Source organism: Mesorhizobium sp. M0618, assembly GCF_040320765.1.
GTDB lineage: Bacteria > Pseudomonadota > Alphaproteobacteria > Rhizobiales > Rhizobiaceae > Mesorhizobium.
The window spans coordinates 73,482-92,557 of sequence record NZ_JAMYQH010000018.1; the positions used below are offsets into that span (position 1 = coordinate 73,482).

General features: G+C 62.1%; 18 protein-coding genes and 1 tRNA gene. 12 read left to right on the top strand and 7 right to left on the bottom strand.

Features of this window, described 5'->3' with window-relative positions; all coding sequences use genetic code 11:
- Nucleotide 1 precedes the first annotated feature (1 nt).
- Together NKJ04_RS19760 and NKJ04_RS19765 are read left to right on the top strand one after the other, a co-directional pair.
- The gene (locus NKJ04_RS19760) at nt 2–1,039 is read left to right on the top strand and encodes a HEAT repeat domain-containing protein (protein WP_352677133.1); all 1,038 of its coding nucleotides are present in this window, start codon (nt 2–4) and stop codon (nt 1,037–1,039) included.
- Complete coding sequence (locus NKJ04_RS19765; RefSeq protein WP_127269369.1) at nt 1,039–2,463, top strand: glycosyltransferase family 2 protein; 1,425 nt, start codon at nt 1,039–1,041, stop codon at nt 2,461–2,463. Before NKJ04_RS19760 ends, NKJ04_RS19765 begins: the two co-directional genes overlap by 1 nt.
- Before the next feature lie 15 nt (nt 2,464–2,478).
- Here the strand turns inward: NKJ04_RS19765 and NKJ04_RS19770 are convergent, their stop codons facing one another.
- From NKJ04_RS19770 to NKJ04_RS19780, 3 genes are all read right to left on the bottom strand, one after another.
- Nucleotides 2,479–2,703, bottom strand: coding sequence for an Hpt domain-containing protein (locus NKJ04_RS19770; RefSeq protein ID WP_352550787.1), 225 nt, complete (start codon nt 2,701–2,703; stop codon nt 2,479–2,481).
- 240 nt (nt 2,704–2,943) lie between these two features.
- Nucleotides 2,944–3,018 (bottom strand) — tRNA-Gln (locus NKJ04_RS19775).
- 128 nt (nt 3,019–3,146) lie between these two features.
- On the bottom strand, nt 3,147–3,491 hold the full coding sequence (locus NKJ04_RS19780) for a VOC family protein (RefSeq protein ID WP_352677134.1): 345 nt from the start codon (nt 3,489–3,491) through the stop codon (nt 3,147–3,149).
- A gap of 223 nt (nt 3,492–3,714) precedes the next feature.
- Between NKJ04_RS19780 and ppdK the strand changes: the two genes are divergently transcribed.
- From ppdK to NKJ04_RS19795, 3 genes are all read left to right on the top strand, one after another.
- Entirely contained in the window at nt 3,715–6,393 is a 2,679-nt protein-coding gene (ppdK, locus tag NKJ04_RS19785) for a pyruvate, phosphate dikinase (protein ID WP_352677135.1), read from the top strand.
- A gap of 118 nt (nt 6,394–6,511) precedes the next feature.
- Nucleotides 6,512–7,615: a glycosyltransferase family 9 protein gene (locus NKJ04_RS19790; RefSeq protein ID WP_352677136.1), complete on the top strand. Its 1,104-nt coding sequence runs from the start codon at nt 6,512–6,514 to the stop codon at nt 7,613–7,615.
- A gap of 169 nt (nt 7,616–7,784) precedes the next feature.
- Complete coding sequence (locus tag NKJ04_RS19795; RefSeq protein ID WP_352677137.1) at nt 7,785–8,525, top strand: polysaccharide deacetylase family protein; 741 nt, start codon at nt 7,785–7,787, stop codon at nt 8,523–8,525.
- Nucleotides 8,526–8,564: 39 nt separating this feature from the next.
- Here the strand turns inward: NKJ04_RS19795 and NKJ04_RS19800 are convergent, their stop codons facing one another.
- Entirely contained in the window at nt 8,565–8,954 is a 390-nt protein-coding gene (locus tag NKJ04_RS19800) for a DUF427 domain-containing protein (RefSeq protein WP_352550780.1), read from the bottom strand.
- Between the two features lie 143 nt (nt 8,955–9,097).
- Nucleotides 9,098–9,454: a hypothetical protein gene (locus NKJ04_RS19805; protein ID WP_023808564.1), complete on the bottom strand. Its 357-nt coding sequence runs from the start codon at nt 9,452–9,454 to the stop codon at nt 9,098–9,100.
- A 183-nt stretch (nt 9,455–9,637) separates the two neighbouring features.
- Here NKJ04_RS19805 and NKJ04_RS19810 point away from each other — a divergent pair, with 183 nt between their 5' ends.
- Entirely contained in the window at nt 9,638–11,266 is a 1,629-nt protein-coding gene (locus NKJ04_RS19810; protein WP_352550778.1) for a fatty-acid--CoA ligase, read from the top strand.
- 80 nt (nt 11,267–11,346) lie between these two features.
- Nucleotides 11,347–12,132: a DUF1499 domain-containing protein gene (locus NKJ04_RS19815; protein ID WP_023808562.1), complete on the top strand. Its 786-nt coding sequence runs from the start codon at nt 11,347–11,349 to the stop codon at nt 12,130–12,132.
- Nucleotides 12,133–12,145: 13 nt separating this feature from the next.
- Here the strand turns inward: NKJ04_RS19815 and NKJ04_RS19820 are convergent, their stop codons facing one another.
- Nucleotides 12,146–13,144 carry a LacI family DNA-binding transcriptional regulator gene (locus NKJ04_RS19820; RefSeq protein ID WP_352550777.1) on the bottom strand — a complete coding sequence of 333 codons (999 nt, stop codon included), beginning with the start codon at nt 13,142–13,144 and terminating at the stop codon, nt 12,146–12,148.
- Between the two features lie 195 nt (nt 13,145–13,339).
- On the opposite strand from NKJ04_RS19820, the gene NKJ04_RS19825 reads away from it, so the two are divergent.
- The 5 genes from NKJ04_RS19825 to NKJ04_RS19845 are packed head-to-tail and all read left to right on the top strand — an operon-like array spanning nt 13,340 to nt 18,048.
- Nucleotides 13,340–14,380: an ABC transporter substrate-binding protein gene (locus NKJ04_RS19825; protein ID WP_023808560.1), complete on the top strand. Its 1,041-nt coding sequence runs from the start codon at nt 13,340–13,342 to the stop codon at nt 14,378–14,380.
- A 27-nt stretch (nt 14,381–14,407) separates the two neighbouring features.
- Nucleotides 14,408–15,445 carry an ABC transporter ATP-binding protein gene (locus tag NKJ04_RS19830; protein ID WP_128302533.1) on the top strand — a complete coding sequence of 346 codons (1,038 nt, stop codon included), beginning with the start codon at nt 14,408–14,410 and terminating at the stop codon, nt 15,443–15,445.
- A complete protein-coding gene (locus NKJ04_RS19835; RefSeq protein ID WP_352442760.1) occupies nt 15,442–16,329 on the top strand; it encodes an ABC transporter permease in 888 nt (295 codons plus the stop codon). Before NKJ04_RS19830 ends, NKJ04_RS19835 begins: the two co-directional genes overlap by 4 nt.
- Nucleotides 16,322–17,113: an ABC transporter permease gene (locus NKJ04_RS19840; RefSeq protein WP_352677138.1), complete on the top strand. Its 792-nt coding sequence runs from the start codon at nt 16,322–16,324 to the stop codon at nt 17,111–17,113. Before NKJ04_RS19835 ends, NKJ04_RS19840 begins: the two co-directional genes overlap by 8 nt.
- Nucleotides 17,114–17,127: 14 nt before the next feature.
- Nucleotides 17,128–18,048 carry a phosphorylase family protein gene (locus NKJ04_RS19845; protein WP_128302517.1) on the top strand — a complete coding sequence of 307 codons (921 nt, stop codon included), beginning with the start codon at nt 17,128–17,130 and terminating at the stop codon, nt 18,046–18,048.
- Nucleotides 18,049–18,067: 19 nt separating this feature from the next.
- Here the strand turns inward: NKJ04_RS19845 and NKJ04_RS19850 are convergent, their stop codons facing one another.
- Nucleotides 18,068–18,994, bottom strand: coding sequence for an MBL fold metallo-hydrolase (locus NKJ04_RS19850; RefSeq protein ID WP_128302518.1), 927 nt, complete (start codon nt 18,992–18,994; stop codon nt 18,068–18,070).
- Nucleotides 18,995–19,076: the final 82 nt, after the last annotated feature.

Here is a 19,076-nt window from a genome sequence, read left to right on the forward strand (position 1 = left end):
CATGTTGTACATCTGGCACCTATCCATCCTGCTCAGTGCCCTTTCCCTGGCGATCATGCTTCTGCTGATCACGCGCCGAGTGCTGCACGAGCGCCGGGGGACGGCGAGCGCCGATCAGCGGCGCCTTCTTCTGACGGCGCTGATCGCCTTCACCGAAAATCGGGATCGCGAGGCATTGAAGACGGCGCTGCTGGCGGTGCCGGCGAGGGTGGCGGTCGATGCCGGCTTCGAGTTTATTTCGCTGTTGCGCGGCGAGGAGCACGACGAGCTCCTCTCAGCCTTCAACGAATGTGGCCTGCCGGCGCTTGTCGGCACCCAACTGGAAAAAGGCAACGGCGCCGAACGCATCCACGCGGCCGAGATGCTGGCGGCCCTGCGTTCGGAAAACGCGGTGGCAAGCCTGCTTTCGGCACTCGACCGCGACGGATCACGTGAGGTCAGGATCGCCGTCGCGATCGCGCTCTGCGATCTCGGCGCTTTGCCGCCGCTCGTCATAACGCTGCGCAAGATCGGCGTGGCGGGACAGCGCTCGCGACGCCTGATCGAGCTTTTCAGGCGCTTTCCGCCAAAGCGGTTCGACGAACTCAGGGATTACGCCGGACGTCAGGACGCGGTGCCTTTCATCAGGGCGGCCGCAATCGATGCGCTTGCCCGCAACGGCGGGTTCCGGTTTGGTGAGTTCTTTGCTCGCGCGGCCGGCGATCCGTCATCGGAGGTTGCCGCAGCCGCATTGCGGGCACTCGGCCTGACCGGACATGCCAATGCGCCGGCCATCCTGATCAAGGCGATGGAAAATGGCGGCTGGGATGTACGCGCCGACGCTGCCGATGCGGCGGGCCGCCTCGGCCTGTCTGAACTCGCCCCGCCCCTCGCGCAGCTTATGGACGACGAGGCATGGACTGTGCGCTATGCCGCTGCCAACGCGCTCCGCTCGTTTGGCCAGAAGGGAGAGCAGGTGCTGCGCGAGATCGCCGCCAGCGACGTCTCGCGCAGGCAGCGCACAGCCTCGCTGATCCTTGCCGAGGGGCCAGCCACCTGATGTTCGACTGGAGCCAAGAGATCGTTCTGGGGGCCTCCATCCTGTCCTGGTTCATCATCGGGGCGGGGCTGGCGCAGACGGCGATCTACCTGCTGCAGCTCATCATCGCCGCCTACGCCCTGTCCAAGCGCCCGCCGGTCGCGCGTTCGGCTCTGCTGTGGCACCGCTATGGCGACGTAGCGCCGCCGATCGCGCTGCTGGTGCCCGCCTACAATGAGGAAGTGAACGTGGTCGAGAGCGTGCACTCGATGCTGGCGCTCGAATATCCGAATTTCGAGGTCATCGTCATCAACGACGGCTCGAAGGATCAGACTCTGCAGCGCCTTATCGAAGGCTTCAAGCTGGTGAAATTCCACCGGCCCTATGAGGAGGCCCTGACACACAAGCCGATCCGCGGCCTCTATTCCTCGCCGATGACAGAACGGCTGTTTGTGGTCGACAAGGAAAATGGCGGCAAGGCCGATGCCCAGAATGCCGGCGTCAATGTCTGCCGCGCGCCTCTCTTTTGTGTGATCGACGGCGACTCCATCCTCGAGCCCGATGCACTGATGCGCGCGGCCCAGCCCTTCATCGACGATCCCGAGCGCACCATCGCCGTCGGCGGCACGATCCGCATCGCCAATGGATCGAGGATCGAAGCGGGCAGGGTGCGCGAGATCCGCCTGCCCAGCCGGTTGCTGGCACTGTTCCAAGTGGTCGAATATCTGCGGGCCTTCCTTATGGCACGGCTGGCCTGGAGCCGCATCAACACGTTGATGCTGGTGTCCGGCGCCTTCGGCGTGTTCCGCCGCGCCGAAGTGGTGGCGGTTGGCGGCTTCACCAAGGGGTCGATGGGCGAGGACATGGACCTTGTGATCAAGCTGCATCGCCACATGATGGACACCAAACGCAAATACCGCATCCAGTTCATTCCGGAGCCGGTGTGCTGGACAGAAGCGCCAGAGTCACTGCGCGTTCTAGCCAGGCAACGCACGCGCTGGCAGCGCGGTGCGCTTGAGTGCTTCTTCCGCTACCGCTCCATGCTCTTCAATCCCCGCTATGGGCGGGTCGGCTTCCTCGGCTTTGGCCACATACTGATTGTCGATGTGCTTGGGCCGATATCGGAGGTGCTGGGCTATGTGCTGATCCCAGCCTTTTGGCTACTCGGCATCCTCTCGACCGAATATCTCTTGGCATTCACGTCGCTGGTTTTCACCTACGGCGTTTGCGTGAGCGTGTGTTCGCTGGTTCTCGAAGAAGCCGAGCTTCAGCGTTTTCCGCGCGCGCGGGACCTTGCCGTGCTCACGGCCGTGGCGGTGATCGAGAATTTCGGCTACCGCCAGCTCAACAATTTCTGGCGCGTGAAGGGCTGGTGGCAATATCTGCGCGCCGACCAGAGCTGGGGCGAGATGACCAGGACCGGCCTGACTGGACCGAAGAAGTGAGCCTCTTCGGTTGAGTCACTTCAGCGTCCGCTCGATCTCCGCAATAAGCGCATCGAGCGCAGTATGTGCGACATCCGATCGCTCGATCAGCAGCGTCTCAAGCTCGGACGCTCGCACGCTGATACCCGGAAAGCCGAACGTTCCGGCCCCACCCGCCAGCGAGTGGGCGATCCCGATCAGCGTATCGTCGGAACTGCTGCCGGGCACAGCCCTCCTCTCACGGGCGGCCTTCAACTCCACGAGCCGATCCGCACACCGGGCAAGGAAACGTTGCTGCAAGGAAGCGAAGGGATCGTTTGAGATAGGGCGATGCTCCATTGCGGGACGTCGAGGGTATTCAAGCAGAAAGCGGCGCGGGTTGGAACGGACTGTTTGTCGAGCACGATCTCCTGTCAGAGGAGAACGGCGCCAGGCTGGTCTGCAACGACACCGGCATGCCTGTGCTATGGGCGGCCGCTCCGCCATCACTAGAAAGGTGTTTGGCTGGGGCGCCAGGATTCGAACCTGGGAATGTCGGTACCAAAAACCGATGCCTTACCACTTGGCGACGCCCCAATTGCCGTCAGAGTCGCTTGTGCGGCGCGTTATTAGCAGAGCAGCCAAAAAGCACAATCCTTATGAGTGACGGTTGGAACGCTCGAATTGGGCAGGCAACGCAGCACTGCCAAATGATATGCAGCGGGCTATTCGGACCACACCGCCATCTCGTTTCCGGCTGGATCGACGAAGTGGAAGCGCCGGCCGCCGGGGAACGGGAAGATCGGTTTGACGAGCGTGCCGCCGGCGCTTTCGACAGCGTCGAGGGTTTGCTCCAGATCCCTGCTGTAGAGCATGGGCAGCGGCTTTGATGGCGCTTCCGCGGCATCTGCCTGGAAGCCTCCGTCCAGGCCTTCGGCAAAGGCCGAATAGGTCGGCCCATAATCGGTGAACGACCAGGCAAAGGCAGTACTGTAGAAAGCCTTCAGCCGGTCCAGCGTTCCACCGGTCGCGGGCATTTCCAGATAGTCGAGTTTTCCGGGCAGTTTCATGGCGCACCTGTTTGTTCCCTTTATGTTCTACATCAAAAACCTCGGAATGGCAAGTCATTTTGCCGCATCTTCGGACGCGGCTTTTGCTTAATCGATTGTAGAAGGCCGACCGCTTTGCCGGCGCTTGCCTTTCGCACTGCAGCATCATATCGCTCCAAGGACGGACCGGCGGAACTTTCCGTTTCGCCAATCTTTCCAATCTCCTGCAACCGGAGAGCGATGCATGACCAAATGGGTTTTCACCTTTGGCGATGGTGCGGCGGAAGGCCGTGCCAGCGACAAGAATCTCCTGGGCGGCAAGGGCGCCAACCTAGCCGAGATGTGCAGCCTGGGGCTGCCGGTGCCGCCGGGCTTCACCATCACCACGGAGGTCTGCAACGCCTACTACGCCAACGGCCGTATTTATCCGGCCGGGTTGGAAGCCGATGTCGCGGTCGCGCTCGATCACATCGGCCGGCTGACCGGCCGTCGGTTCGGCGACCCGTCGAAACTGCTGCTGGTGTCGGTGCGTTCGGGCGCTCGCGCCTCGATGCCCGGCATGATGGACACCGTGCTCAATCTGGGCCTGAACGACGAGACGGTCGAGGCGCTGGCCGCCGATTCCGGCGATGCGCGCTTTGCCTATGACAGCTACCGCCGCTTCATCCAGATGTATTCCGATGTCGTCATGGGCCTCGACCATGAGGTGTTCGAGGAAATCCTGGAGGATCAGAAGGGCGGGCTCGGGCACGAGCTCGACACCGAACTGACGGCGCTCGAATGGCAAGGCGTCATCGCGCTCTACAAGGCCAAGGTCGAGGAAGAGCTCGGCAGGCCTTTTCCGCAGGATCCGCACGAGCAGCTCTGGGGCGCGATATCAGCCGTGTTCTCGAGTTGGATGAACAACCGCGCCATCACCTATCGCCGCCTGCACGATATTCCCGAAAGCTGGGGCACGGCGGTCAACGTCCAGGCCATGGTGTTCGGCAATATGGGCGAAACCTCGGCCACCGGCGTTGCCTTCACGCGCAACCCTTCGACCGGCGAAAAGATGCTCTATGGCGAGTTCCTGGTGAACGCGCAGGGCGAGGACGTCGTCGCCGGCATCCGCACGCCGCAGAACATCACCGAAGCGGCGCGTATCGCAGCCGGCTCGGACAAGCCGTCGCTGCAGAAGCTGATGCCTGACGCGTTCCAGTCCTTTGTCACCATCTCCGACAATCTGGAGAAGCACTACCGCGACATGCAGGATCTCGAATTCACCATCGAGCGCGGCAAATTGTGGATGCTGCAGACCCGCTCCGGCAAGCGCACCGCCAAGGCGGCGCTGAAAATTGCCGTCGAGATGGCGCAGGACAGGCTGATCACGAAAGAGGAAGCCGTCGCCCGTATCGACCCGGCCTCGCTCGACCAGTTGCTGCATCCGACCATCGACCCCAAAGCCGCGCGCGATGTCATTGGCATTGGCCTGCCGGCGTCGCCCGGTGCCGCCACCGGCGAGATCGTCTTTTCCTCCGGTGACGCCGAGGAATTGAAGACGCAAGGCCGCAAGGCGATCCTGGTGCGCATCGAAACCAGCCCCGAAGACATCCACGGCATGCATGCGGCGGAAGGCATCCTGACCACGCGCGGCGGCATGACCAGCCACGCCGCGGTGGTGGCACGCGGCATGGGCAAGCCTTGCGTCTCCGGGGCCGGCTCGCTGCGTGTCGACTACAAGGCCGGCACGCTGATGGCGATGGGCTCGACCTTCCGCAAGGGCGACATCGTCACCATCGATGGCAGCAATGGCCAGATATTGAAGGGCGCCGTATCGATGCTGCAGCCGGAACTTTCCGGCGATTTCGCCGCCATCATGGAATGGGCGGACGCGGTGCGCCGCATGAAAGTACGAACCAATGCGGAAACGCCGCTCGACGCGCGCATGGCGCGTTCCTTCGGCGCTGAAGGCATCGGCCTTTGCCGCACCGAGCACATGTTCTTCGACGGCGAGCGCATCGTCGCCATGCGCGAGATGATCCTGGCCGACACCGAAAAGGACCGGCGCATCGCACTCGCTAAGCTTCTGCCCATGCAGCGCTCGGACTTCCTCGAACTGTTCGAGATCATGGCCGGCCTGCCGGTGACGATCCGCCTGCTCGATCCGCCGTTGCACGAATTCCTGCCGAAGACCGAGGAGGAGGTGGCCGAGGTCGCCGCCGCCATGAAGGTGTCGCCGGACAAGCTCAGGCAGCGCACCGAGGCGCTGCACGAGTTCAACCCCATGCTCGGCCATCGCGGCTGCCGCCTGGCTGTCTCCTATCCCGAGATCGCCGAGATGCAGGCACGCGCCATTTTCGAGGCGGCGGTGGAGGCCGGCAGGAAGGCCGGCGCCCTGGTGGTCCCCGAGATCATGGTGCCGTTGGTCGGCCTGGTGAAGGAACTCGATTACGTCAAGGCGCGCATCGATGCGGTTGCCAAGAGCGTCATGGAGGAAACCGGCGTCAAGATCGATTACCTCACGGGAACCATGATTGAGCTCCCCCGCGCCGCGATCCGTGCCCATGTCATTGCAGAGTCGGCCGAATTCTTCTCCTTCGGCACCAATGACCTGACCCAGACGACCTTCGGCATCTCGCGCGACGATGCGGCCTCGTTCCTGGAAACCTACCGCCAGAAGGGCATTATCGATCAGGACCCGTTCGTCTCGCTCGACATCGACGGCGTCGGCGAACTGGTGCGCATGGCCGCGCAAAAGGGCAAGGCGACGCGGCCAGACATCAAGCTCGGCATCTGCGGCGAACATGGCGGCGATCCGTCCTCGATCCGCTTTTGCGAAGAGGTCGGCCTCGACTACGTGTCCTGTTCGCCCTATCGCGTGCCGATCGCCAGGCTGGCGGCCGCGCAGGCAGCGGTGCTGGTTGCGAAGGCAGGCCGCCGATAGGATCCATCCAGCTTACCGTTTTGTAAGGCAATTCACGCGAACGTGCTGGCGGCGTCGCGTAATCTCGACATTGTTCCTGCCCAATTTGCGGCCATCCGCAAATTGCTCCCGGAAACAGATGCTGCAGATTTCTCCCGCGCCGTTCCACTCGATCCTGGTCATCCAAACTAAGTTCATAGGCGATCTCGTCCTCGCCTCGGCGCTCGCCAAAAACCTGCGGCTCGAATTCCCCGGCGCCAGCATCGTCTTTCTGTGCGAGGCCCGCTTCGAGAGCTTCGTCATGGCCCATGGTATCGCTTCCGAGGTGGTCGCATTCAGGCGCGACCGCATGCGCGGAACGCCCTTGGAGCGCGGGAAGGAGCTCTACGCCATGGTGCGGGCGTTACGCCGCTTCCGTTTCGACCTGACCATCGACCTGACCGATTCGAAGACGTCGCGCATGGTCACCGGGCTCGTCAACGCCAAGACCCGTGTCGGTTACAATCCTTCCGAAAGACCCTTGCGTATGTTGGAGCGGCAACCCGCCAATGTCTTTGCCAAGCCCTACGGCTTTGATGGTCAGCATTTCCTGTACCGCTACCTCTCGCCGCTCGAAGCGCTCGGCATCGAACTTCGCACGGTGATTCCGAACCTTCAGCCGCTGCCATCGGAGACGGCGAAAGCATTGGCGCTGCTGGGTAAGCACCATCTGCGGCCAAACGCATTCATCGCCGTGCATGCGGGTGCAAGCTTCGAGGGCCGACGTTGGCAGCCGGAGCGGTTTGCAGCAGTGATCGTCGAGATTGCCGGCGAGACCAGCCTGGATGTCGTCTTGGTGGGCGGCCCGGACGAGCGCGAGATCGCCGAACGTATCGTCGCCAGAACCGCGCCCTCGGTCGTCAATCTCGTCGGTGACCTGTCGCTTGAAAGCCTGCTGGCGTTGCTGAAACAGGCTCGGCTGTTTCTCGGCAATGAGAGCGGCCCGATGCACATGGCCGCAGCCACCGGAACCCCGGTTGTCGGATTGTTCGGTCTGACGGAGCCGTCGCGCTGGGGGCCCGTCGGCGTGCCCAGCATCTCGCTCCAGCCGCCGATGCCTTGCGCCTGCATGGCCGAAAACCTCTGCCGCGCGCCGGATCCGAGCAAAGCATGCTGCGTCTGGGGCCTAGAGGTCAAGCCTGTGGTCGATGCGGTGCGCGAGGTTCTTTCGCGCACCGAAATGAAGCTGGAACGCGCCATCTGAGATCATGCGCCGCATGCACGACCGCTCTCGACGCGGTGGAATGACCTGTCGCCCACAGGAACGGTCACATTGTCGCGGAGCGCTTTTCAGCTATGCATCATCCCGATTTCCGCCTTCATGCGGGTCGTTGGGATGCCTGCTTGAAATGACGGGTCCGGGAATCGGTTTGATGCGCCTGCTGCAAAAAAATCTCTGTATGATCGCCATGTCGTGGGCGATGGCATCCGCCAGCCATGCCGCGCCGCTCGTCGAGCCGACGCTGCACATCAAGTCGCAGGCGAGCGGAGCCGGCCGTGTGGCGCTTACGCTCGACGCGTGCGGTGGACAGACCGACAACCGGATCCTTTCGGCATTGGTGGACAATAAGATCCCCGCCACCATTTTCGTCACCGGCATCTGGCTGAAGCGAAATGCCGCCGCCGTCGAGATCATGCGGGCGCATCCCGATCTGTTCGAACTGGAAAATCACGGCGGCCACCACATTCCGGCGGTCGACACGCCGCGGAAAATCTATGGCATCCGCAGTGCCGGCAGCCCGGACGCGGTGCTGGCCGAGGTCGAATCGGGAGCCGCCGCTCTTGCCGGGACCGGCGAGCCGGCACCGAAATGGTTCCGTGGCGCAACCGCCGAATACAGCCCGTCGGCAATCGCCATGATCCGCAAGCTTGGCTTCAAGGTCGCGGGTTTCTCGATAAACGGCGACGGTGGCTCTTTGCTCGGCGCCAAGGAAACCGCCCGGCGCATCGCGGCGGCCAAGGACGGCGACGTCATCATCTCGCACATCAACCAGCCGACCCATGCGGCCGGCGAAGGCGTGGTGCAGGGGCTGCTGGCGCTCAAGGCCAAGGGCTTGACCTTCGTGCGGCTCGACGATGCCGAAGGCATCGGCAACAACGGCACGACGGAGTGAGTGGCCAGCCGAGCGGAGCTCGATGCCTTCGGCGTCGGCTCAGTCCGGTTTGGCTTCGATCGTGACCTTGCTGGCATAGAATGCGCCGTGGTTGCGGATCTCAGCCATCTCGTCGAAAGGCCGCTCATAGGCCCACATGGCGTTCTGGCCGGTTTCCCCGGCAGGCAGCACGCTCCAATAGCTTGCATCGCCCTTGTAGGGGCAATGGGTCGAGTGGTCGGTGCGGCCGAGCTTGCCGAAATCGATGTCGGCGAACGGAATGTAGAACGCCGCCGGATAGGGGGCCTCGGTCAGCACCTTGGCCTTCGCTGTTGAAGCGATGACCACGTCTCCGGCACGCACGGTAACGGTGCCGGCATAGGACTCGATGGTGATGATTTTGTCCGGGTTGCGTTGGAAACCGGGTGCGGGGTTGGCGATCTGATCCATGCGGGGGCTCTCCTTGCGTCGACTTTAAGGTGTGTCGCGCAAGCGCATTGTGCAAGCCGCTATCGCCATCCAGTACGCAAAACTTGCCGGGCCGACGCCGATGGATCGCGCCTTGGAACCCTCGAGATACTTGTCGTCAGCTGTCAGGCAGCGGCCTTGAACACGTCCATGAGACCGGCATAGGCGGCAGCGATCCCGGCGACCGGGTTGCTGCTTCTCGATACGGTCTCGACCTTCAAGGAACCGCCGCCGGTAGGCAAGGTGAGCAGCAGGAACTGGCGGTTTCCGCCATCGCCGACTGACGCGGCTGCGACGTGCTGGTCCTCGCCCTGATTCTGGACGCACATCTTGAACAGCAGCGTGCCGCCGACCGCTTCCAGCGCGCCGCCGACAACTTCAACAAATTCATCTTCGGAAACAGTCTTTGTGTCCGGCACCACATCGGCCAGACTTTCGGCAAGCGTACTCTCGAGAGCCTTGTCGTCGAGCTGCGCGTCCATGCGAACCTCTTTCAGTCGCCAATCGCACCCCTTTGCCCGTTAACGAAACTTAACGCGGACGATGGCCGGATTGTGGCGGTTTTCCACCAATGCGGCGCTGGGTGGTGCTGGCGGCTGGACAATCGGCCGGTTCGCTCCACAATAGCCCGAAAAGCACAACGCAAAAGCGTGAGGGAGGACCGAATGCTGGGACTGATGCAGGAATGGCCGCTGCTTTGCCATAAGCTCATCGACAATGCCGAGCGGCAGCATGGCGTGCGTAAGATCGTGACGCGCTCGATCGAGGGGCCGATCGTGCGTACCACTTACGCCGACATCCATCGTCGTGCCCTGAAGGTCGCCCAGCGGCTGGAGCGCGACGGCTATGGGCTGGGCGACCGCATCGCGACGCTGGCCTGGAACACCGCACGCCATATCGAGGCCTGGTACGGCATCATGGGCATCGGCGCCATCTACCACACGCTCAATCCGCGGCTGTTTCCCGAGCAGATCGTCTGGATCATGAACCATGCCGAGGACAAGGCAGTCTTCGTCGACCTGACCTTCGTGCCGCTGCTCGAGAAAATCGCCGGCGCCGTAAAATCGCTGAAACAGGTGATCGTGCTGACCGACAGGGCGCATATGCCGCCGACGACATTGCCCAACGCGGTCGCCTATGAAGACTGGCTTGACGAGGCGGATGGCGACTTCGCCTGGAAGACCTTCGACGAAAGCACCGCCGCCGGCATGTGCTACACGTCCGGGACCACGGGCGATCCCAAGGGCGTCGTCTACAGCCATCGTTCGAACGTGCTGCACGCCATGATCGCTGCCATGCCCGACGCCATGGGACTGTCGTCGCGCGATACGATCCTGCCTGTCGTGCCGATGTTTCACGCCAATGCCTGGGGCCTTGGCCAGAGCGGGCCGATGATCGGTGCCAAGCTGGTCATGCCCGGCTGCAAGATGGATGGCGCCTCGATCTATGAATTGCTCGACACCGAGAAGGTGACCTTCAGCGCCGCCGTGCCGACCGTCTGGATGATGCTGCTGCAGCATCTGGAGGAGACCGGCAAGAAGCTTCCCTATCTGAACAAGGTTGTCATCGGCGGCTCGTCGTGCCCGCGCGCGATCATGACCAAGTTCCAGCAGAACTACGATGTCCAGGTCATCCATGCGTGGGGTATGACCGAAATGTCGCCGCTCGGCACGCTGTGCACCCTGAAGCCGGACCATGCCGGTCTTGAGGGCGAAGCCCGGCTCGATGTCCAGCAGAAACAGGGCTATCCGCCCTTCGGCGTCGAAATGAAGGTGACCGACGACGACAACAACGAGCAGCCTTGGGACGGCAAGACTTTTGGCCGCCTGAAAGTGCGTGGGCCGGCCGTTGCCCGTGCCTATTATGGCGGCGCCGGCGTGGAGCAGTTCGATGAGGATGGCTGGTTCGACACTGGCGACGTCGCCCACATCGACGCCGGCGGCTACATGCAGATCACCGATCGCGCCAAGGACGTCATCAAGTCCGGCGGCGAATGGATTTCGACCATCGACCTCGAGAATCTGGCTGTTGGCCATCCCGATGTCGCCGAGGCGGCAGCCATCGGCGTTCAGCATTCGAAATGGGGCGAACGGCCGCTGCTGGTCGTCGTCCGCAAACCGGGCAAGGAACCGACCAAGGCTGACATTCTCGACTTCATGGACGGCAAGGTGGCCAAATGGTGGATGCCGGACGATGTCGCTTTCGTCGGTGAAATTCCGCACACCGCCACCGGCAAGATCCAGAAGATCACCTTGCGCCAGCAATTCAAGGACTATCGCCTGCCGACGGATTGACGCGATGGTGCATGTTTCGGCTTCATGCCATCGCAAAAAGGCACTAAGTCTCCGTTCGGGTTGGGGCAGCACGGAAAACGATGGTTAGCATTCCTGAACGGCAAACGTCGAAGGCGGCCGGCTGGTCGCGGCGCACGGCCGCTTTTTCGTTGGTGCTGCTGCTGACGGTCTTCGTCGGCCATCGCTTCGATCTCGTCGAAACACCTGTCTTTCTGTGGGTGCTGGGCATTGTCGCGCTGCTGGCGGCGATGGCGCTGTTGTTTGCCGGGTTTGCCTTTTCGCGGCTCTGGAATTTCGGCGACCGCGGCGGTCGCGACCTGACGGTCGGCGCGCTGCTGGCACTGCTGGTGCTCGCACCCTATGGCGTCGCCGCCTACTGGGCGACGATCTATCCGCCGCTCAGGGATATCTCGACGGATTTCGACGAACCGCCGGCGCTCGACGTGAGCGACCGGAGGAAGGATATGAACGTGCTTGCGCCGTCGACGCCTGGGGAACAGCGGCTGCAGACCGATAGCTATCCGCTGGTCAGCGCACGCAGCTACGACCTGCCGTTCGAGACCGTCGTCAATGCCGTCGAAACCGTGCTCGACCGGCGCGACTGGGAGCTGTCGGAACCCTATCCCGATCTCGCCGGGCAAAGCGAGGTGACCATCACCGCCGTCGCCAAGGGCTTCGTGATCGGCCTTCCCGCCGACGTGGCGATCCGCGTGACGGACGATGGCGACACGGTCATCGTCGACATGCGGTCGGCATCCCGCTACGGCCGCTACGACCTCGGCGACAATGCGGCGCGCATCACCGAATTTCTCGCGGAACTCGACCAGGAAGTCGCCGGTCAGGTTGGCGCCGCTCCGGTCGAATGAGACCCAGGGGAGGCTATTCGCCAGGGTGGAACTCTCCTTTGAACAAGACTGTCGCGACCGGTCCAATCGGATTGGCGATCCGGCTCTCCAGGACTTCGACAAGTTTGCGTCCGACACCCGCTATGTCCACGAAATGAACGCCGATCTTCGCAGGCAGGAAGCGCGATAGCCGCGTGCTGTCCCGAGTGACAATGTGGATGTCACTCCCTGGCGCGAGACCTCTTCTGCCGAGAGCGTGTAATGCCCCCAGAAGGCCCAGTTCGTTGGCGCATGCCAAGCCCGTCGGCGGATCTGACCAGGCCAGCATGCGATCGAACCAGGCTGCGCTCGATTCCATGGTGAACATTCCATGACCGATCAGCGACTGGTCGATCGGAATACCAGCCTCGGCCATTGCCCTTCCATACCCGGAAAGACGCATGGCACTCGCCTGGTCGCCCGGAACGAGAAGTTGCAGCGCAATGCGTCGGCAGCCCTTGTCCATGAGCCGCCGGGTCGCCTCGTAGGCAATCTGTTCATTGTCGATGTCGACATAAGGATATGCTGTATCCAGGTCAGTTCTTCCAAACGCGACGAATGGCATGCCTCTATCCAGCAATAGCTTAACGCGCGGATCACCCGAGACCATGCGTGTGATAATCAGTCCGTCTGTGCTGCCCGCCTGAAGCTGTCGCTGCACACTCTCGATGGGATCATCATCGGGCGTGGTGGAGTAGATGGATAGGCTATAACCCGCTTGCCGCGCCGCCAGCGTCATGCCTTCGATTAACGGAAGCTTCAACAGATCGGACAGATGATCTTTTGTTTCCATCGGGTATATTGCTGTCATCGTCAGCGTGCGGCCAGTTTTGAGCGCGAAGCCATGATGATTTGGCACATAGCCGACCCGCTGCGCCACTTCCTTGACGCGAGCGATGGTGGCGGGATGAACCTCCGGCCCATCCTTCAGCGCGCGGGATACCGTGGTGACCGAAAGGGAAAGTTCCGCCGCGATCTGTTTCAGGTTGGTCATGTCGCCCGACCTCATTTGCGAAAGCGCCGGCTGATTTGCTGACTTCCACTACGTGACCGAATTCCACCTCACGGTCAATCCAAGCTCTCGCTAAAGCAGCTTGACTCTCCTGCAATTGGATGCAATCGTAACGTTACGATTGTCAAGAATTGGCCATTTTGAGCGCGTCTCAACAAATTCTAGGGAGGAGAACCTATGTCTTGGTTACGCATTTCCTTGACGGCATTAGCATTCTCGGCCGCCGTGCCGGTCTATGCCCAATCAGTCACCATCACGACCGCGGGCGGCGATTATGGCAACGCCATGAAGGAAGCCATGTGGGCCCCCGCTGCAAAAGAGCTTGGCTATGATGTCCGCGAGGAGACCCTCAGCGACGGCTTGGCCGCCCTGAAGATGCAGGTCACCTCGGGCGCGGTCACAACCGACGTCATTCACCTGGGCTCACCGGAGGGCGCGCAGGCCGCCGCACAGTCGCTGCTGGAGCCGCTCGACTACAAGATCATCGATCCAAAGGCCGTGCCGGATGGCGCAAAGTCCGACTACTGCTATCCGTTCGACTCCTATGGCACCGTCATGTCCTGGAACACCAAGACCTATGGCGAGAACCCGCCAAAGACATGGGCGGAGTTCTGGGATGTTGCCAAATTTCCGGGCCGTCGCGCCCTCCGCGCCAATGCACAGGACTCGATCGAGATCGCGCTGCTCTCGGACGGCGTAGCACCGGCCGACGTGTATTCCGTGCTCAGCACGCCGGAGGGCCTGGATCGCGCGATCAAGCGGCTTGAAGCGATCAAACCAAATGTCGCGGTGTGGTGGACTTCGGGAGCTCAGTCTGCGCAGTTGCTGAAAGATGGCGAGGCGGATTTGGTCGTTACCTGGAACGGGCGGGCCCAAACCGTGAAAGCGGATGGCGGCGCGGTCGATTACACGTTCAAGGGTTCCGTCATCGGTACGGATTGCCTCGGGGTACCGAAGGGGGCGCCGAACAAGGAAGCGGCCATGAAACTCATCGCGGCGATGACACAGCCCGCGCGCGTGGCGAAGCTGACCGATTTCATCGCTTATGGCCCGGTCAATCCTGCTGGCTATGAGGGTGGCCTTATTCCCGAGGACCGTCTGAAGACCCTTGCGACCGCGCCTGAAAATGCCGGCACTTCGGTGTTTTCGAATGCGGACTGGTGGGTCAAGAATGGCGAAGCTGCTCAAAAAACCTTCGATGAGATGATGGCCCGCTGAGTCTCAGCTTTAAGGCTGAAGCACATGATGAAGTCGCTCCCGATCACCATCGACAGCGTGCGCAAGACCTACGGATCTTACGTCGCGCTGGACGATGTCTCGCTCGACATTCAGGCTGGCGAATTTCTCACGCTCTTGGGGCCGTCCGGATCGGGCAAGACCACGCTGCTCATGGCTTTGGCCGGATTTGTCCGGCCCGATTCCGGTAAACTTTTGTTGGACGATCGGGACATTACCCGCCTGGCCCCCAACAAGCGCGACATCGGCATAGTCTTCCAGAACTACGCCCTGTTTCCCCACATGAACGTTCTGGCAAATGTCGAGTATCCGTTGGTGCTGCGCAAGACGCCGAAAGCCGAGGCCCGCCAGAGGGCACTCGACACTTTGGCCCGCGTGAAGCTTGAAGGTTTGGCGGAGCGCAACATTGCCGCATTGTCCGGCGGCCAGCGCCAGCGGGTGGCGTTGGCGCGGGCGATCGTCTTTGAGCCACGCGTGATGCTGATGGACGAGCCGTTGTCGGCGCTCGACAAGAACCTGCGCGAAACCATGCAGTACGAGATCCGGCGTCTGCACGATGATCTGGGGATCACCACCATCTATGTGACGCATGACCAGCGCGAAGCGCTAATCATGTCCGACAGGATCGCGGTGATGAATTCCGGCCGCATCCAGCAGATCGATACGCCACAGCGGATCTATGATCGTCCATCGACCCGCTTCGTCGCGGAGTTCATGGGCGAGGCCAACATTGTGGCCCCGGGCTCGGCGCGCAGAATAGACGGCGCCGATGCGTCACGCGAAGCTCTGATGATCCGCGCGGAATGCTTCCATCTTGATGCGAAGCTCGTCGGGCCAGACGGGGTGGCCCTTGAGGGAACGCTGCGCGCCAAGGCGTTTCGTGGCGAGAACTGGCTTTTGACGCTGGCGCTTGACGGCGGGCAAGAGATACTTGTCTGCATTCCGGCGGCGCTGGCCAGCGGCTGCGCCGAACTTGCCGCCGGTCAGCGGGTGACCGCCTATGCACCAGCAGCGAAAGTTCACGCGATACCGGGAGTGGTAGCGTGACCGTCCTTGCCGATCCTGCGCTCGCGGCAGACGCGCGACGCGAGCGGCGGTTCTTCCTCTCGCTTTCACTGCCTGCGCTGTTCATCGTCGGACTGGCGGCGATAATGCCTATCCTATGGATCATCCGGCAATCCTTCCTGACCACGGGGGGCGAGTACACCGTCGGCAACTACGAGAAGGTGCTTTCGAGCGGGCTGACATGGTCGGCACTGGTCACAACCCTTGAACTGTCCCTGGGCACGCTGGCGATCTGCATTCTTCTCGGTACTCCCCTGGCGCTCGCCCTGGCCAGCGCCAGACCAAGGGTGGCCAATTTGCTGATGGCCTTCGTCATGCTGCCGTTGTGGACCTCCATTCTGGTGCGCACCTATGGCTGGCTCGTGCTGTTGCGGCGCGATGGCCTGATCAACGCAACTTTGACGGGTTCAGGCCTGACAGCTGAGCCATTGCCGCTGGTCTACAATTTCACGGGAACGCTGATCGGCATGGTTCACTACATGCTGCCGCTTTTTCTGCTGCCCGTTTATGCGGCGATGCGCGATATCGATGCAAACCTCGTCCGCGCGTCGGCGAGCATGGGCGCCACTCTCGGGCAAACGATCCGCACGGTCATCCTGCCGCTTTCGGCCGGCGGCATCTTCTCGGGTTCGATCATCGTCTTCATTTACACCATAGGGTTCTTCATCACGCCCGCGGTGCTTGGCGGCGGCAAGGTAAATCCGCTTTCCACCCGGATCGAGCGCACGCTATCGACCTTCCAGGATTGGGGCTCGGCGAGCGTCCTGGGCATTCTGCTCCTCGTTCTTATGGCGTTGGTGGGGGTGATGTTCCTGGCTGCGCGGCGGCTCATTGCCGGACGCAGCATCGGCACAGCCCATGCTTGAAGCCTATCCAGACAGCAGGCTGGCCCGCATCCTCCTGTGGAGCTTTTGTGCGCTCGTTATGGCGTTCCTGATGCTGCCGACGCTCGTCGTCGTCCCGCTCTCCTTTTCGGCGTCCAATCTTCTCGAGTTCCCACCGCGCGCATACTCGTTGCGCTGGTACGAGACTTTCTTCGGTTCGGCGACATGGATGGCCGCACTCAGGACGAGCCTGATCCTCGGCACATTGACAGCGATGATCACAGTGCCGCTGGGGCTTCTGGCCGGCATCTCGATCAACCGGCTCGGCGGAAAGGCCGCCGTAACCATTCAGGGCGTTCTGCTCACCCCGTCCATTGTGCCGGGGATCCTGCTCGCGATCGGTCTCTTCTTTGTTCTGGCGGCGCAACGTCTTGTCGGAACGCTGTTCGGTGTCCTGGTCGGACATGTGGTACTAGCCATTCCGGTCGCGTGCATTGTGTTGTTGCCCGCCTTGGCCCGCTTTGACTGGAACCAGGTTCAGGCGGCGCGCAGCCTGGGCGCAAACTGGGCGAGAGCCATTGGCGGAATAATTGTCCCCCAACTTCAGATCAGTCTGTTGTTGGCCACACTGATGGCCTTCCTGACCTCGCTAGACGAATCCGTCATTTCGATCTTCGTCGCGAGTGGTCAAAACAGCACGCTGCCGAAGCTCATGTTCCTGTCGCTGCGCGATCAGATCGACCCGACCATCGCGGCGATTTCGACCTTGTGGACCGTCATCGTCGTGGTCGTTGTCCTGGTCGTGACCCTTCGCCAAAAATCCTGAGCGAGACTGAAAACATGCCCAACAATCATCATGCAGCCGACGATCTGGCCGATCATTCAACGGACATACCCCAAGTGGGGTTGGCGATCATCACCGGATCGGCGAATTGGGGTCTCGCCTTTCCGGAAGATGTCGAAGTTGATGGCGTCCGCACCTTGCAGCGAGACATGAGTTTCCAAACGCCTTTCGGTCCCAGCGACAATTGGAAGCTGCTCGAATTCGATGCATCTATTACCGTCGAGGGCAAAACGAAACGTGCCCTGTGCATGTATTCGCACGGCAATCCCCGAGACCATATCGACCATTCCTGTCATCGCCGCGCGTTCTGGGTGTTGATGAGTGCGGGTGTAAAGCAGATTCTCTCCTGCTCGACCATTGGCGCCGTCAACAAGGCTATCAAGCCCGGCGACATGGTGGTGAACGCCGATATCCTCGAACTGACGCAGACCCCGTTTTCACTGCTTCCCGGCCGCCAGAGCTTCGACTGCTCGGGCAAGCAGATCGTATGTCCAAGATGTGCGGCATTGTTGGCCGAGACCGCCCGGCGCCATTGGCCAGCCGAATGCCGCGTCCATGGCATCGAGCAGCAGTTGGTGGCTGCCCACTGCTACGGGCCGCGACTGACAACTCCCGCCGAAGCTCTGGCATATCGAAACATGGGAGCGGACGTGCTCAACCACTCGATCGCCCCTGAGGCCACCTTATCGCGCGAGATCGGCGCCTGTTTCGTGCCCCTGGCGTTCGTCACGGCCGGTTTCAACGACTATATGGACCGCGAGCGCCAGAAATTGCTGCAGGAGCACGTGCTGCCGAGCCTCTCTATGACAGCCTCGCGGGTTGCGCTGGAGACCGCGGCACGTCTTCCAACGGATCCCGAATGCTCTTGCCAGGGCTTGAAGTCGCCTCAGCCAGCAGAGCGCTCCAGCCGGTTCTAGAGCGAATGGCGCCGATAGCCTATCCGGCCGGCGTGAAAATGCCGTCGATGGCCGGTGCGGCATCGGTCACAACCAGGCCGCGCGCCGTCAGATCCTCGAGATGGGCAAGCACCGACAATCCGGCGGCACCATGCAGCCGCGGGTCGGTGTCCCTGTAGATCGCCTTGACCATGTCCACGATCGTCCGGTCGCCTTCTCTGACCCGCTCCAGTATGGCGCGCTCGCGCATCTTGCGATGCGTCTTCAACCCGCGCATGAAAGCGCGCGGTGCTGTCACCGGCCCGCCATGTCCGGGCAACAGCAAGCGGTCCCCGCGTTCGATCAAGCGATCCAGCGAGGCCATGTAGTCGGCCATCGCTCCATCCGGCGGGGCGACGATGGAGGTTGCCCAGGCCATGACATGATCGGCCGAAAACAGGATGCCGGTTCCCTCCAGCGCGCCAATTCTTTCCAGCGCGAATGCCGCATGATTGGCGGTGTGGCCCGGGGTCAGAACCGTCCTGATCGACCAGCCGTCGCCGTCGACCACCTCGCCGTCGGGCAGGGCGACATCAGGGACGAAAGCCGTGTCGGCACTGGCGTCGAGCGCATTGGTCTCGCCGATATGCAGGGCTCTTGCCGGCCGGTGCGGCCCCTCTGCCAGCACGAGGGCGCCGGTGCGCTCTTTCAGCCGGGCCGCCAGCGGGGAGTGGTCGCGATGCGTATGGCTGACGAAGATATGGCTGACCGGCCGGTCTGCGATCACGCCGAGCAGGGTCCGCAGATGCGCCTCGTCATCCGGCCCCGGATCGATCACCGCCAGCGTATCGCGGCCAATTATGTAGCTGTTGGTGCCGTGAAAGGTGAAAGGGCTTGGATTGCGGGCCGTGATGCGCTGGACATCGGGCGCGACGTTCACCCCCTGGCCATAGAAGGGGTCGAAGCCGGTATCGAATTTCAGTGCCATGCATCGGTGCCTTGTTTCGGGAAACGGCAAAACCGATTGCCGCATAACACGCAAGCCAATATAGGAGGATGTGAGGCCGCGA

Coding starts and splice junctions, on each gene's coding strand:
- NKJ04_RS19820 (WP_352550777.1), bottom strand. CDS start 13,144: ATGACCAACCTGAAACAGATCGCGGCGGAACTTTCCCTTTCGGTCACC.
- NKJ04_RS19790 (WP_352677136.1), top strand. CDS start 6,512: ATGCTGCAGATTTCTCCCGCGCCGTTCCACTCGATCCTGGTCATCCAA.
- NKJ04_RS19800 (WP_352550780.1), bottom strand. CDS start 8,954: ATGGATCAGATCGCCAACCCCGCACCCGGTTTCCAACGCAACCCGGAC.
- NKJ04_RS19850 (WP_128302518.1), bottom strand. CDS start 18,994: ATGGCACTGAAATTCGATACCGGCTTCGACCCCTTCTATGGCCAGGGG.
- NKJ04_RS19795 (WP_352677137.1), top strand. CDS start 7,785: ATGCGCCTGCTGCAAAAAAATCTCTGTATGATCGCCATGTCGTGGGCG.
- NKJ04_RS19765 (WP_127269369.1), top strand. CDS start 1,039: ATGTTCGACTGGAGCCAAGAGATCGTTCTGGGGGCCTCCATCCTGTCC.
- NKJ04_RS19845 (WP_128302517.1), top strand. CDS start 17,128: ATGCCCAACAATCATCATGCAGCCGACGATCTGGCCGATCATTCAACG.
- NKJ04_RS19810 (WP_352550778.1), top strand. CDS start 9,638: ATGCTGGGACTGATGCAGGAATGGCCGCTGCTTTGCCATAAGCTCATC.
- ppdK (WP_352677135.1), top strand. CDS start 3,715: ATGACCAAATGGGTTTTCACCTTTGGCGATGGTGCGGCGGAAGGCCGT.
- NKJ04_RS19780 (WP_352677134.1), bottom strand. CDS start 3,491: ATGAAACTGCCCGGAAAACTCGACTATCTGGAAATGCCCGCGACCGGT.
- NKJ04_RS19760 (WP_352677133.1), top strand. CDS start 2: ATGTTGTACATCTGGCACCTATCCATCCTGCTCAGTGCCCTTTCCCTG.
- NKJ04_RS19815 (WP_023808562.1), top strand. CDS start 11,347: ATGGTTAGCATTCCTGAACGGCAAACGTCGAAGGCGGCCGGCTGGTCG.
- NKJ04_RS19840 (WP_352677138.1), top strand. CDS start 16,322: ATGCTTGAAGCCTATCCAGACAGCAGGCTGGCCCGCATCCTCCTGTGG.
- NKJ04_RS19825 (WP_023808560.1), top strand. CDS start 13,340: ATGTCTTGGTTACGCATTTCCTTGACGGCATTAGCATTCTCGGCCGCC.
- NKJ04_RS19830 (WP_128302533.1), top strand. CDS start 14,408: ATGAAGTCGCTCCCGATCACCATCGACAGCGTGCGCAAGACCTACGGA.
- NKJ04_RS19805 (WP_023808564.1), bottom strand. CDS start 9,454: ATGGACGCGCAGCTCGACGACAAGGCTCTCGAGAGTACGCTTGCCGAA.